The organism is Sulfitobacter litoralis, from assembly GCF_900103185.1.
Taxonomy (GTDB): Bacteria; Pseudomonadota; Alphaproteobacteria; order Rhodobacterales; family Rhodobacteraceae; genus Sulfitobacter; species Sulfitobacter litoralis.
The window spans coordinates 1-13,061 of record NZ_FNJD01000016.1 but is presented as its reverse complement, the minus strand read 5'-3'; the positions used below and the strand labels follow the sequence as shown (position 1 = coordinate 13,061).

Below are 13,061 nucleotides of genomic sequence, written 5' to 3'. Positions count from 1 at the left end.
ACCGCTTCAGCGGCCCTATCCCAACCGCCTAAGCGGTTTGATCATGTGCAAAGTCGGGCATAATCGCCCGGACTTCAAGCAGTGCGTGTCGGGCTGCGCATGGTGACCAGTTCTTCGGACATGGTCGGGTGCACGGCGCAGGTCGCGTCAAACTGCTCTTTCGTGAGCCCTGCCTTGACGGCAATGCCCACCAGCTGGATCAGCTCGCCTGCGTTTGGTGCGACGATGTGGCACCCCAGTACAACGCGTGTTTCCTTGCTCACAATGAGCTTCATCATCACACGTTTGTTCTTTTCGGCAAAGGCCGTTTGCATCGGCCGGAACGATGCCGAGTAAATCTCGACCGGTTCCTGCTCTGCGGCTTGCTCTTCGGTCATGCCAACAGTGCCGAATTCCGGCTGAGTAAACACGGCCGACGGGATCAGATCGTGGTCCACCGGCGTCGGGTTCCCACCAAAGACGGTCTGCACAAAGGCCATCCCTTCGCGGATCGCGACAGGTGTCAGGTTCACGCGGTCGGTGACGTCGCCAATGGCGTAGATCGACGGCACGCCTGACTGGCTGTATTCATCGACTTCGATCTCTTGGCGGCGGCCCAGCGAAATGCCGATCTCTTCCAGCCCCATATCCTGGGTGTTCGGCGCGCGCCCTGTGGCGAACAGCACCATATCGAACACTTTCTCGGACCCGTTGGATGCCTTGACCCAAACCGGCCCCTGCGTGCCTTGGGGTGTGGCGCTGCTGTTCAACTCGTTCGACTGCTCAGCTGTGGCACCCATCGCCGCATCAGAGTTGCTGGGCATGGTGCCGGCTTCGTGTTGGGATTCCAATGCCATTTCGACGATATTGGTGCCACAATGGATATCGATACCCGCCTCAGTCATGGATTCAGCGATCAGCCCGCGGGCTTCGTCGTCAAAGCCGCGCAAAATCTGCGCCGCACGGTTGTACATTGTCACTTCGACGCCCAAACCGTTCAGAATACAGGCAAATTCACAGCCTATATAGCCGCCGCCGATGATCAAGATCGACTTGGGCAGGGTTTCAAGATGAAAGATATCATCCGACACAATGCCCAGCTGTGCGTTAGGAACCTCGGGACGGACGGGGCGGCCTCCGGTGGCCACCAAAATATGCTTGGCGGTGCGGGTTTCGCCGTTCGCCAGTTGCACCGTATGCGCATCCTTGATCGTGGCGCGCTGGTCAAAGGTATCAACGTCTGAATTGGCTAACAGCTTGCGATAGACGCCTTCAAGCCGGTCCAGCTCGGTGTTTAGACGGCCCTTGAACGCGTGCCAATCGAATGTCCCGGGCTTGATGTCCCAGCCAAAGCACTGTGCTTCGTCCACCAGTTCGGCATAGCCCGACGCAAACACCATCAGCTTTTTCGGCACACAGCCCCGGATTACGCACGTCCCGCCATAGCGGTCCTCTTCGGCGAGGGCGACTTTGGCCCCGTATTCACCCGCCGCAACACGCGCGGCGCGTACCCCGCCGGAACCGCCACCAATGACAAAAAGGTCGTAATCAAAATCGCTCATCTGGGCCGGGGCCTTTCTTTGTTAATCGCTCAGGTCGGAAAACAGATTATCTGTCTCGACGAACTCCATCTTATCGCGATCAACAGTGCCTTCGTTGATGTCGCGCACTTCGACGCGGCCATCGCCATAGCCGATCACCACAGCATCACAGATATCAATGAACAGCCCGTTTTCAACTACACCCGGCATCTGGTTCATCACCAAAGCCATCTGGCGGGCGTTGCCGATCCGCTTGAGGTGCAGGTCAAGGATGTAGTTTCCCTCGTCAGTCACAAATGGGATCTCGCCGTTCATGCGAAGCGTCGAATTGCGCCCCAGCACATCCATCGACACCAAAGTCTCTTCGACAAGCGCCTGTGTGGTCTGCCAGCCAAAGGGAATAACCTCTACCGGAAGGGGAAATGCACCCAGCGTTTCGACCTCTTTGCCGATGTCGGCAATCACGACCATTTGATCGGAGGCGGTGGCCACGATCTTTTCTTGCAGCAAGGCACCGCCGCCGCCCTTGATCAGGTTCAGCTCTCCGTCGAACTCGTCCGCGCCGTCGATGGTCAGGTCCAGCCACTTGGCTTCATCAAGGCTGATCACCTCGATCCCCACTTCGCGCGCCAGCTGCGCGGTACGGGTCGACGTGGGCACGCCCTTGATCCGCAAGCCGTCGTCTCGCACCATCTCGCCCAGGCAGCGCACCAGCCACGCGGCGGTAGAGCCGGTGCCCAACCCGACGCGCATTCCGTCTTCTACAAATTGTGCAGCGCGTTTGGCGGCGACAAATTTGGCCTTATCGATGGGTGACAATTCTCCGGTCATGGCAGCGACTCCTCGTTAATCGACGCCCTTATAGACGCAGCCGCGCCGGCGCGCGACCCTCAAATCCGCATTGTCGTCGCGTCGCGTGGCCTTCGGGCGGTGGCACATGGTCTGCGCCACGACGCCACGGGGGTGTTATGCGCCGATAATCTGGATAGAGTACCGCAAACCGCGCAGATCGGTCGCTTTCAATCGCCCGCCTCCGGCGCAATGGGATACCACCGGCCTATGACCGATTACACGCTGCACTACGCCCCCGATAATGCCTCTCTGATCATCCGCCTCGCGCTTGAAGCGCAGGGTGTGGCCTATGACACCTGTCTGGTCGATCGCGAGGCGCAGGGGCAGTCTGCCCCCGCCTATCGGGCGCTGAACCCGCACGGGCTGATCCCCGCGTTGCAGACGCCGGACGGGCCGATGTTCGAAACCGGCGCGATCCTGTTGTGGCTGGCGGACCGTCATGGCGGGCTGGCCCCTGCCGCGACGGATGCCACGCGGGCGGATTTCCTCAAGTGGTTGTTTTTCGTCTCAAATACGGTGCACCCTGCCCTGCGTATGCTGTTTTACCCGGAAAAATACGTAGGCTCCGACGGCGCCGCCCAAGACGCGCTGCATGCAACCATAACCCAAGCGTTGCAGACCCACCTGCGTGCGCTTGAGGATCGGGCTGCTGCCGATACGCTGCCCCTCGCGCTTGCGTTTTACCTCGCTCCGCTGTTGCGCTGGTGCGCGCTGTATCCACAGAGCCGCGATCGCAGCTGGTTTGATCTGCGCGGCATGGCGCATCTGCACGCGCTTTGCGCTCGGGTTGAAGCACTGCCGTGCACCGCCGCCGCGCAAACCGCCGAAGGGTTGGGGCCCACGCCCTTTACTAAGCCCCGCCTTGCCACCCCACCCATAGGAAGTGCCACCTGATGTTTCTCTCTGTCTTCGATATGTTCAAAGTGGGCATCGGCCCGTCCTCATCCCATACAATGGGGCCCATGGTGGCAGCCGCGCGTTTTTTGGACCTGATGCGCGCCTCACCGTTCAAATTCGCAGGTCTGCGCGCGTCCCTGCATGGCAGCCTCGCCTTTACCGGCGTCGGTCACGCCACTGACCGCGCCACGATACTGGGCCTCGCGGGGTTCACGCCGCAAGACTATGACAATGACCGCGCCGAAAAGCTGCTGGCCGAGATCAACGAAACGCACCAGATCACGCTACCTGACCTTGGCACGCTGAAATTCGCTCCTAAGGTCGATATGATCTTTGACTACGACACCAAACTGGACGGCCATGCCAATGGGATGATGCTGATGGCCACCGACGCCCAAGGCGACGTCTCCTTGCGCGAGACATATTATTCCATCGGCGGCGGCTTTGTGATGACCGAAAGCGAGCTCGCGGGGGGCAAGGACACGGACGAAGGCGCGCCGGTCCCCTTCCCGTTCAAATCCGCGGCGGAAATGCTGCAAATGTCGACGGCATCCGGCAAGAGCATCGCGCAGATGAAACGCGCAAACGAAGAATCCCGCGGCGGGGCAGAACACCTGCGCGACGGCACGAAACGTCTGTGGCAGGTGATGAACGATTGCATCAACCGTGGGCTCGAAACCGACGGCATCCTGCCCGGTGGGTTAAACGTCAAACGCCGCGCCAAGGCGATCCATGATGCGCTGGTCTCAGAGCGTGGCCAGAACCAGCGCGCCCCTCACACGATCAACGACTGGATGAGCGTCTACGCCATGGCGGTGAACGAGGAAAATGCCGCCGGTGGGCAAGTCGTCACTGCCCCCACCAACGGGGCGGCAGGTGTGATGCCCGCGACCTTACGCTATTATCTGGACCACGTGCCCGGCGCGTCGGAGGCACATATCGAGGACTTCTTGCTGACCGCCGCGGCGATTGGCGGGCTGGTCAAGTTCAACGCATCGATTTCGGGGGCCGAAGCAGGCTGTCAGGCCGAAGTAGGATCCGCCGCGGCGATGTCTGCCGCGGGACTTTGTGCCGTGATGGGCGGGACGCCCGCGCAAATCGAAAACGCCGCTGAAATCGCGCTGGAACATCATCTGGGCATGACCTGCGACCCCGTGCGCGGTCTGGTGCAGGTGCCGTGCATCGAACGCAACGGGCTTGGCGCGATCAAGGCAGTGTCGGCGGCCTCGCTGGCGCTGCGTGGCGATGGCACCCATCTGGTACCGCTGGATGCCTGCATCGAAACCATGCGCCAGACCGGTGCGGATATGTCCGAGAAATATAAGGAAACCTCGCTTGGCGGGCTGGCGGTGAACGTTCCCAACTGCTGATCTTACGCAGCGGCACGCAGCCCTGCCCGCGCTTGACCCCACCGCGGAACTACAACAGTCTGACAGCCGTCAGGAAATTTGCGGGAGGGCAAGATGGAACTGAAACAGGCCATGCAGGAACGGCGCAGCATCAGGGGCTTCAAGAAAGAACCCGTGTCGCGTGCACTGCTTGAAGAGGTCGTCGCATTGGCCAACCGTGCGCCATCGTCGATGAACACACAGCCCTGGCATCTGCACGTCCTGACGGGTGACCCGCTGGAAAAAGTCCGCGAGGGGAACTCTACCCGCATGCTGGAAGGCGTGCCGCCCGTGCGTGAAATCAGCGACCACGGGGCTTATGCGGGGGTGCACCGGGACCGTCAGGTGGGCATCGCGAAGCAGCTTTTTGCCGCTATGGGGATTGAACGCGAAGACAAGGAACGCCGTCAGGATTGGGTCATGCGCGGTTTCCGCCAGTTTGATGCGCCCGTGTCCATCGTGGTGTGCTTTGACAAGTCACTGAATGACAATGGCACTATCGCGCATTTTGATCTGGGCGCGGTGACCTATGGTCTTGTCCTTGCCGCATGGAGCAAGGGACTGGGCTGCGTCATTAACGGTCAGGGTATCATGCAATCGCCCGTGGTCCGCGAGCACGCGCAAATCCCCGACGATCAGGTGATCATGACCTGTGTCGCTATGGGCTGGCCCGACGAGGATTTTTCGGCCAACGCCGTCGTTTCTACCCGCCGTCCCGTCGAAGAGGTGACCCGCTTCGTCGGCTTCGACGACTGATAGATCTGACTGTGTCGCACGGGGGAAGGTATCGCTGCCCGCCCTGTGCGACCATGCACACTTATGGTTCGTACAGCGACTATTGCCGCATGAAAGCACGCCCCTTATCTAAGTTCCAGACCAGGATAAGGAGAGCCCCTATGTCGATCCGCCCTACCCTAGAGACCCGCGCGGCCCAGCAAACGATGGAAGGCGCAGGCGTGAAGCTACACCGTGCTTTCGGGTTTCAGGACCCGTCCGAGCTGGACCCCTTCCTGCTGTTCGACGATTTCCGCAACGAACGTCCGCAGGATTTCGAAAAAGGGTTCCCGTGGCACCCGCACCGCGGGATCGAAACAATCACCTATGTGCTGGAAGGCACGGTCGAACACGGGGATTCCCTGGGCAACGTCGGCACGCTTGGTGCTGGTGATGTGCAGTGGATGACGGCGGGCTCCGGCATCCTGCATCAAGAGATGCCCAACGGAAACGCCAAGGGACAAATGCACGGGTTTCAGCTTTGGGGTAATCTGCCCTCTGCGCAAAAGATGACTGCGCCGCGCTATCAGGATGTCACGGCCAAGGATATCCCCGTGGTCACCGATGACGATGGCACGACAGTACGCGTGATCACAGGCGAATTCTGGGGTAAAAAAGGCCCCGTGGACGGCATCGCCGCCGATCCGCAATATCTTGATATCACGGTCCCAGCCGGTGTGCGCAAAACCTTTCGCATCGATACCTACCGCCGCGCCTTTGCCTATGTTTTTCAGGGATCAGCCGCCTTTGCCGATGCCTCTGCCCCGTCAGGGGTCTTGCTAGAGAAAGAGGTCGGCGGCGAAGAGGTGAACATCCGCGATCTCAGCGGCGACCGCACACTGATCCGTTTTGGCACAGGTGACGAGGTCACGATGCAGGCAGGACCGGAAGGCGTACGCTTTTTGCTGATCTCGGGCGCACCGATTGACGAACCCGTCGCGTGGCACGGTCCGATCGTGATGAACACGCAAGAGGAACTGCGTCAGGCGATGCGCGATTTGAACAACGGGACGTTCATCAAACCCGCACACTAAATATTACTTGAAGTTAAAGGGGTGTGGGCCGGCTCGGCCCTACCCCGCCATGACGGATTTTCGCACCATATCCCAATATTGCGTGATCACCTCGTCCAGCGACAACCGTCCGCCTGCGCGGAACCACGTGTTCACCCCTGTTAGCATCGCAATCACCGCCAACGTGGCAATCTTGGTATCTGCGATGGCGAAATCTCCGGCGGCGGCCCCATCGCGCAATATCGCCTCAAGCCGGTCCTCATACTGACGGCGCAGGGTTTCGACAGTGGCAAAATTCTCGGTCGTCAGGTTGCGCAACTCCATATAGGAAATGAACACCTCGTCCGGGCGATCCGCGTGGAACCGGATGTGGAAATCAACGAAATGCCGCAGGCGTTCAAGCGCGGTCGGGGCAGCGTCACTGGTGCAGGCCTCAAGCAGGTCGTTCATGTGATCTTGCAGCAGGGTGAACAGCAGCGTTTGCTTGTCCGGTGTATAGTTATAAAGCGCCCCTGCCTGTACCCCCACCTCGGTCGCGAGTGCGCGCATGGACACGGCGGCAAAGCCGTGCCGCGCAAACAGCCGCAGCGCAGCCGCGCGGATTTTTGGCCGAGTGATGTCAGAATGTGATCCGGTTGTACGCCCCATGGGGCGAAGGTTAATTGAACACATGTACAAAGGCAAACCCCTGCTTGCGCGATTTCTGTCGCTGGTGCATGACTGGGAAATGAAGAACCGTATTCTCTTATCATTCTGCCTTGCCGCGCTGGTCCTACCCGCGGCGTGCACCCAGTTTCCCGCGCTCGACAGCCGTGCCACGCCCGAACTTCTCGCCGCAGATTACCCCGCGTTGGTGCCAATTGATCCGCTGCTGGCCAAGGCAGAGGGCGGACAGGTCAACATCCCGCAGATCGAAAACGGTCTGACCTCTCGGGTCGAACGGTTACAGGCGCGTGCTGCACAGTTGCGTGGATCGGTCCTGTCGGGGCCTGAAAAGCAGCGTTTGTCCCAAGGTTTACAGTAAAGCAGATGCAATGTCGCGTTGCGTGCGCGGCGGGAAAAGGATACATCGCGGCGAACCCCGTTAAACGCCGCAGCCCGCTGCCGCGCACCACCAAAAGGATTGCACCATGTCACAACCGCTTCGTCTTGGGATTGCCGGATTGGGCACCGTTGGGGTTGGCGTGGTGCGGATCATCCGCAAGCAGGCCGCACTGATCGAAGCGCGCACAGGCCGCCCTATCACCATCACCGCCGTCTCTGCACGCAGCCGCGACAAGGATCGTGGTGTGTCCCTGTCCGGCTACGCTTGGGAAGACGATCCGGTCGCGCTGGCGAAACGCGATGACGTCGATGTGTTTGTCGAACTGATGGGCGGCGACGAAGGTCCCGCCAAGGACGCCACCGAGGCCGCACTGGCCTCGGGCAAAGATGTGGTCACCGCGAACAAGGCATTGCTGGCCATCCACGGTCAGGCGCTGGCCGAACAGGCCGAAGCTGCCGGCTGCCTGATCCGCTATGAGGCCGCCGTCGCAGGGGGCATCCCGGTGATCAAGGCGTTGACGGAAAGCCTTGCCGGAAACGAGATCACCCGCGTCATGGGCGTGATGAACGGCACCTGCAACTATATCCTGACCCGCATGGAAGAAACCGGCAACGGCTACAACTCCCTGTTCGAAGAGGCCGAGGCGCTTGGCTACCTTGAGGCGGACCCGAACCTTGATGTGGGCGGCATTGACGCCGCGCACAAGCTGGCGATCCTGTCGTCCATCGCTTTTGGCACACAGGTGGATTTCGACGGGATCGAGATCGAAGGCATCCAGCGCGTCAGCATCGACGACATTCTGGCTGCCGCCAATATGGGCTACAAGATCAAGCTTTTGGGCGTCGCACAAATGACCGGCCGCGGGCTGGAACAACGCATGCAGCCCTGTCTTGTGCCTGACAGCTCTCCGCTGGGGCAACTGGCGGGCGGAACCAATATGATCGTGCTGGAAGGCGACGCAATTGGGCAGATCGTCCTGCGCGGCCCCGGTGCCGGCGAAGGCCCCACGGCCAGTGCCGTAATGTCAGATATCTGCGATATCGCGCGCGGCTGGCATGGTCCAGTCTTTGGCCAGAAGGCGACGACGCTCGCCTCGGCCACTGCGGCGCTGTCGCAGCGTCCTGCCGCGTTTTATTTGCGCATGGGCCTACTGGACAAACCCGGTGCCTTGGCCAAGGTCGCCACCGTTCTAGGCGAGGCCGGCATCAGCATCGACCGCATGCGCCAGACCGAACATCGCAGCGATCAGGCCCCGGTGCTGATCGTTACGCATAAATGCAGCCGTACCGCGCTGGACGAGGCGCTGGACGCGATGGCGCATACCGGTGTGCTGGCAAGCGACCCTGTGGCGCTGCGTATCGAGGATCTTTAACACCGAAGCAGGCGAGGTTTGGGCCCCGATCTGCGGAGTATGCGCAGGACAGGCCGGATGCCTTCGGCGAGGATTTTTGACCATTTGGAAGTGAGGGATGCATGAGCTTTCTAGGTGTTGATGCGTCTTTGACGGGGCGGCGTTGGGTCGGCCCCGGTGTCGAGGTGGAACGCGCCACGCAAGTTCTGGTGCAGCAGACCAGCCTGCCGCTGGCCCTATGTCAGGTATTGGCGCGGCGCGGCGTGGCGGCCGAAGAGGCCGAGGCCTTCCTCGCCCCCTCCTTACGCGACCTGCTGCCTGACCCGCGATCCCTGCGCGATATGGAAAAGGCCGCGACCCGTTTTCTGGCTGCGGTCAAAGCGCGTCAGCGGATTGCCGTTTTTGCGGATTATGATGTGGATGGCGGTAGCTCTGCCGCGCTGCTGCTGGTCTGGCTGCGCGAGATGGGCTGCGCCGCGACGCTGTATGTGCCGGACCGGATCGACGAAGGCTACGGCCCAAATGACGCGGCGATGGCGGAACTGGCGGCGGCGCATGATCTGATTGTCTGCGTCGATTGCGGCACCCTGTCTCATGGGCCCGTGGCCGCTGCCGTCGGGGCGGATGTGGTTATTCTGGATCACCACCTTGGCGCAGAAACCCTGCCCGACGCTTTGGCCGTTGTGAACCCGAACCGACAGGATGAAGATGGCACGTTGGCACATCTATGTGCGGCGGCGGTCGTATTCTTGATGCTGGTCGAGGCAGGGCGTCAGCTGCGTGAAGCGGGTGCACGCGGGCCCGACCTGATGGCGATGCTGGATCTGGTGGGGCTGGCCACGGTGGCGGATGTGGCTCCGTTGATCGGCGTCAACCGCGCTTTTGTGCGTCAGGGACTGCGCGTTATGGCGCGGCGCGACCGGGTCGGTCTTGCGGCCCTCGCCGATGTGGCACGCATGGATACGGCCCCCGCGGCCTATCACCTTGGGTTCTTGCTGGGCCCCCGAATCAACGCAGGCGGACGCATTGGTCAGGCCGATCTCGGGGCGCGATTGCTGGCCTGCGATGACCCGCACGAGGCACAATCCCTTGCTGAAAAGCTCGACCTGTTGAACACCGAGCGGCGCGATGTAGAGACCGCCGTACGTGCCGCTGCGCTCGATCAAGCAGAAACACGCGGGTATGACGCGCCGCTGGTTTGGGCGTCGGGCGCGGGCTGGCACCCCGGCGTGGTGGGCATTGTTGCGTCCCGTCTGAAAGAGGCGTCAAACCGTCCGTCGATCGTGATCGGGTTCGAGGATGGCATCGGGAAAGGATCCGGGCGCTCTGTCTCGGGGATCGACCTGGGTGCCCCGATCCAGCGGCTGGCAGCCGAGGGCCTGCTGATCAAGGGTGGCGGACACAAAATGGCCGCAGGCCTGACCGTGGCCGAGGACAAGCTCGAGGAAGCGATGGCGCGGCTGTCGGAACTGCTTGCCAAACAGGGCGCGCATCTGGCGGGCGCAGCAGACCTGAAGCTTGACGGCATGCTGATGCCCGCCGCTGCCACTGTCGAATTGGCACAGCAGGTGGAACAGGCCGGTCCCTTTGGTGCCGGTGCCCCTGCCCCGCGATATGTGTTTGCCGATATGCAGATCCGCTTTGCGAAACGGGTGGGTGAAAGCCATCTCAAGATCAGCTTTGGCGACGGCAACAATACCAAAATGGACGCGATCGCCTTTGGCGCGTTTGACGGACCGCTTGGTCCGGCGCTGGAAAACCACGGCGGCGCGCGGTTCCATCTGGCGGGGCGTCTGGACATCAACACATGGCGGGGGCGACAGACGGTGCAGTTGCGTCTGGAAGACGCAGCCCCTGCATAAAAAATTTTTACTTTCTTTCGATTTCTGCTTGCGTGCCTGCCCCGCTTTCCTTAGAGAAACGCTCACAAGCTAAGTGGCCCGTTCGTCTATCGGTTAGGACGTCAGGTTTTCAACCTGAAAAGAGGGGTTCGACTCCCCTACGGGCTGCCACATCTCTCCTCAAAGCCTTTATTCATTGGCATCTGATACTTCAGGTGTCCCACGGTTTTCGTGGCGTGGGACACTTCGCTCTTGGCGAGCTCTCTCAACCCTGTCGAAGCCAGACTCCACCAATCGGGCGCGGTCAACTCCCTGGACATAGGGTGCCGACGATTTGAAGTCCGAGTGAGAAAGGCGAGCGGCAATCTCATAGACATTGGCACCCGATAGGGCCATCTCGTGTCCAGTAGCTTTTCGAACTCCGTGTTGAGAGCGCGTGGCCCTCTTTTCAGTCCTTTTTTCACCTGTCTTGTTATCTACCACTTCAATACTTTTGTAGAATCCTGCTTGCACAACCCACTTTGAAATCTTGTTTCCCAATGAATTTTTCGAAGCGAACGGACGACCGTATTCAGTGAGCAAAAAAGCGTCCTCATGCACACCGAGCTCCAGTTCCTCAGCAAGTTCTTTCATTAGAGGCACCTCCACATACTTAGAGCCCTTCTTTTTTGGCTGCCAACCCAAAAAAAGGCACGTCCTTGCTTGAGCTTGATGCTCTCCGGTCCAATATCGAAAGTGTCTCCGATGCGGCCTGCCATATTCTTGGTCAAATAAAACCAGCGCCGCGCCATGGTGCCACTTCCATGTGTTTCCAAGAATTTTTTCTCTTCTTCTTCTGTCCACGCTATTGCGCCACCACGCCCCTTATGTGGGCTTGAAACTACGAAAACTTCCGACTTCTCTGGAAACCCACGAGATTCACCCCAGCGATAAGCGGCCTTCATGGCTTTAAGACACGTTTCCGCAGCACCTGTGTGCGAACCAAAAGATTCGAGGATGTGAACGAATGCTTCTCTGGGGAAGTCCGCATTGAGCTCCCCCATGCGCCGCCCGCGCATTTTCACATTGGCTGCCTGTCGAAGTCCACGCTGCCGACCGGTCCTTGTGTCTTCATTCAGAACCCCAGCCGTTACCATGTCTACCATCGCTGCGTTAAAACGCTCACACTGTTCATCAAAGGTGCCACGCGCAACCTTAGCGGGAATTTGAGCCTCCAGCTTAATTCCAAGCCTCGCAGCCTCGTAGTGATCCTTAAAAGCTGGATTACTCGGGCCCACGGGTATTGTGATACGCCGAGATTTATCGCCTTCTACACGAACTCGCCAACGGGGATTTCCCGCAGGTGTAAATTCCTCCAGAAGACCCGGGTATTCTGTCCAAACTCTCATCGTAGGTCCTCAAATCTTTCTGGCTCGTCCGAAAACGCCTCTTCGCTTGGAATTTTCGTATCGATTGCATCTGAGACAGATATTTCGATCCGGAAAGAACCGTCTCCGTGAACATGAAGAGCACCGGGTATGAGCCCTGCGGTAATCACGGCACTGATGGCATTTGATAGAGAAGCTTGAGATGGACGTGCGGCTGGCATTGTGTTTCCTCATTTTCGAGGATGTGCGTCGGATTTTCGCATTTCGGGGACATCTGTGTTTATGGTTCGATATCTCTCGAATTCCGGTAGATAATTAAAAATAATCATTATAAATCATTGACTTGAATTAAATTCACCGTATTGATAAAAACTCAAAACTGAGAGCGCAGCTGATCAACTACGACTTCCTCTGCACCCTTTTTCGAATTATCTCGAGCGCTCCTTTGGAGATCCGCCTGTCGCGGCGTAATCAACATCGACAAAAGCCTTTGTCGAGACAGATTGCATATCAAACGCGTGCAGGCCGTGAGCAGCAGTTGGGGTGAAAGGTCGGCACGCGCTGGCTGGTGGCTGCCCAAGGCAACCTCTGGGCATCTCAGCCCTCAAGATGACGGCGCTGAACCTCAGCGCCGTCCTGCGTCATCCCTGAAGAAGATCGTCCATCAACCGCTCGGCCGTAACCGCTGTTTAGACCCCACCTTCCGATGACGCGTGTATTCTGCGAGTCCGTGCTTCATGGATTTGAGGGAGTTTCTCCATGGATTGTACGATTGAGGTTCTCACGGATGCGGGCGGTAGCCGTCGGAGGTGCCGCCGTTGGCCTGAAGAAGTTAAGGCCCGGATCGTGGCCGAGACCCTTGTTGATGGGGCGACAGTGAACGCCGTTGCGCGGCGATATGGGATGCGCCCCAATCATTTGTCTGAATGGCGTCGGATGGCCCGGGATGGCAAGTTGGTCTTGCCGAACCTGGACGGCGTGTCTTTTGTTCCGGTTGCGATTGAGGAACCCGC

The 13,061-nt window shown here is 59.7% G+C and carries 13 protein-coding genes and 1 tRNA gene; 9 read left to right on the top strand and 5 right to left on the bottom strand.

Annotation, left to right across the window (positions count from 1 at the left end; all coding sequences use genetic code 11):
* Positions 1 to 74: 74 nt before the first annotated feature.
* Both BLQ98_RS12735 and rpiA read right to left on the bottom strand, forming a co-directional pair.
* Positions 75 to 1,541, bottom strand: a complete 1,467-nt coding sequence (locus tag BLQ98_RS12735; RefSeq protein ID WP_093733695.1) for an FAD-dependent oxidoreductase — start codon at positions 1,539 to 1,541, stop codon at positions 75 to 77.
* Positions 1,542 to 1,562: 21 nt separating this feature from the next.
* On the bottom strand, positions 1,563 to 2,351 hold the full coding sequence (rpiA, locus tag BLQ98_RS12730; RefSeq protein ID WP_093733694.1) for a ribose-5-phosphate isomerase RpiA: 789 nt from the start codon (positions 2,349 to 2,351) through the stop codon (positions 1,563 to 1,565).
* Positions 2,352 to 2,579: 228 nt separating this feature from the next.
* Between rpiA and BLQ98_RS12725 the strand changes: the two genes are divergently transcribed.
* The 4 genes from BLQ98_RS12725 (at position 2,580) to BLQ98_RS12710 (ending at position 6,465) form a co-directional block, all read left to right on the top strand.
* On the top strand, positions 2,580 to 3,266 hold the full coding sequence (locus BLQ98_RS12725) for a glutathione S-transferase family protein (protein ID WP_093733693.1): 687 nt from the start codon (positions 2,580 to 2,582) through the stop codon (positions 3,264 to 3,266).
* A complete protein-coding gene (locus BLQ98_RS12720) occupies positions 3,266 to 4,639 on the top strand; it encodes an L-serine ammonia-lyase (protein WP_093733692.1) in 1,374 nt (457 codons plus the stop codon). Before BLQ98_RS12725 ends, BLQ98_RS12720 begins: the two co-directional genes overlap by 1 nt.
* A 93-nt stretch (positions 4,640 to 4,732) precedes the next feature.
* Positions 4,733 to 5,413 (top strand): nitroreductase, encoded by a 681-nt coding sequence (locus BLQ98_RS12715; protein WP_093733691.1) that lies wholly within the window; start codon positions 4,733 to 4,735, stop codon positions 5,411 to 5,413.
* Positions 5,414 to 5,553: 140 nt separating this feature from the next.
* Positions 5,554 to 6,465, top strand: a complete 912-nt coding sequence (locus BLQ98_RS12710) for a pirin family protein (RefSeq protein WP_093733690.1) — start codon at positions 5,554 to 5,556, stop codon at positions 6,463 to 6,465.
* Between the two features lie 39 nt (positions 6,466 to 6,504).
* Here the strand turns inward: BLQ98_RS12710 and BLQ98_RS12705 are convergent, their stop codons facing one another.
* Positions 6,505 to 7,092: a TetR/AcrR family transcriptional regulator gene (locus BLQ98_RS12705; RefSeq protein WP_093733689.1), complete on the bottom strand. Its 588-nt coding sequence runs from the start codon at positions 7,090 to 7,092 to the stop codon at positions 6,505 to 6,507.
* A 22-nt stretch (positions 7,093 to 7,114) separates the two neighbouring features.
* Here BLQ98_RS12705 and BLQ98_RS12700 point away from each other — a divergent pair, with 22 nt between their 5' ends.
* The 4 genes from BLQ98_RS12700 (at position 7,115) to BLQ98_RS12685 (ending at position 10,852) form a co-directional block, all read left to right on the top strand.
* Entirely contained in the window at positions 7,115 to 7,468 is a 354-nt protein-coding gene (locus tag BLQ98_RS12700) for a hypothetical protein (protein ID WP_237271896.1), read from the top strand.
* Between the two features lie 106 nt (positions 7,469 to 7,574).
* Positions 7,575 to 8,861 (top strand): homoserine dehydrogenase, encoded by a 1,287-nt coding sequence (locus BLQ98_RS12695; protein WP_093733688.1) that lies wholly within the window; start codon positions 7,575 to 7,577, stop codon positions 8,859 to 8,861.
* 101 nt (positions 8,862 to 8,962) lie between these two features.
* On the top strand, positions 8,963 to 10,702 hold the full coding sequence (recJ, locus tag BLQ98_RS12690) for a single-stranded-DNA-specific exonuclease RecJ (RefSeq protein ID WP_093733687.1): 1,740 nt from the start codon (positions 8,963 to 8,965) through the stop codon (positions 10,700 to 10,702).
* A 75-nt stretch (positions 10,703 to 10,777) separates the two neighbouring features.
* Positions 10,778 to 10,852: transfer RNA gene (locus BLQ98_RS12685), tRNA-Glu, on the top strand.
* Between the two features lie 18 nt (positions 10,853 to 10,870).
* Here the strand turns inward: BLQ98_RS12685 and BLQ98_RS12680 are convergent.
* Positions 10,871 to 11,314 carry a hypothetical protein gene (locus tag BLQ98_RS12680; RefSeq protein WP_093733686.1) on the bottom strand — a complete coding sequence of 148 codons (444 nt, stop codon included), beginning with the start codon at positions 11,312 to 11,314 and terminating at the stop codon, positions 10,871 to 10,873.
* On the bottom strand, positions 11,314 to 12,069 hold the full coding sequence (locus tag BLQ98_RS12675) for a site-specific integrase (RefSeq protein WP_093733685.1): 756 nt from the start codon (positions 12,067 to 12,069) through the stop codon (positions 11,314 to 11,316). The genes BLQ98_RS12680 and BLQ98_RS12675 overlap by 1 nt, the downstream gene beginning before the upstream one ends.
* A gap of 738 nt (positions 12,070 to 12,807) precedes the next feature.
* Between BLQ98_RS12675 and BLQ98_RS12670 the strand changes: the two genes are divergently transcribed.
* Positions 12,808 to 13,061: transposase (locus tag BLQ98_RS12670; RefSeq protein ID WP_141135334.1), on the top strand; the 254-nt coding region annotated here is incomplete at its 3' end.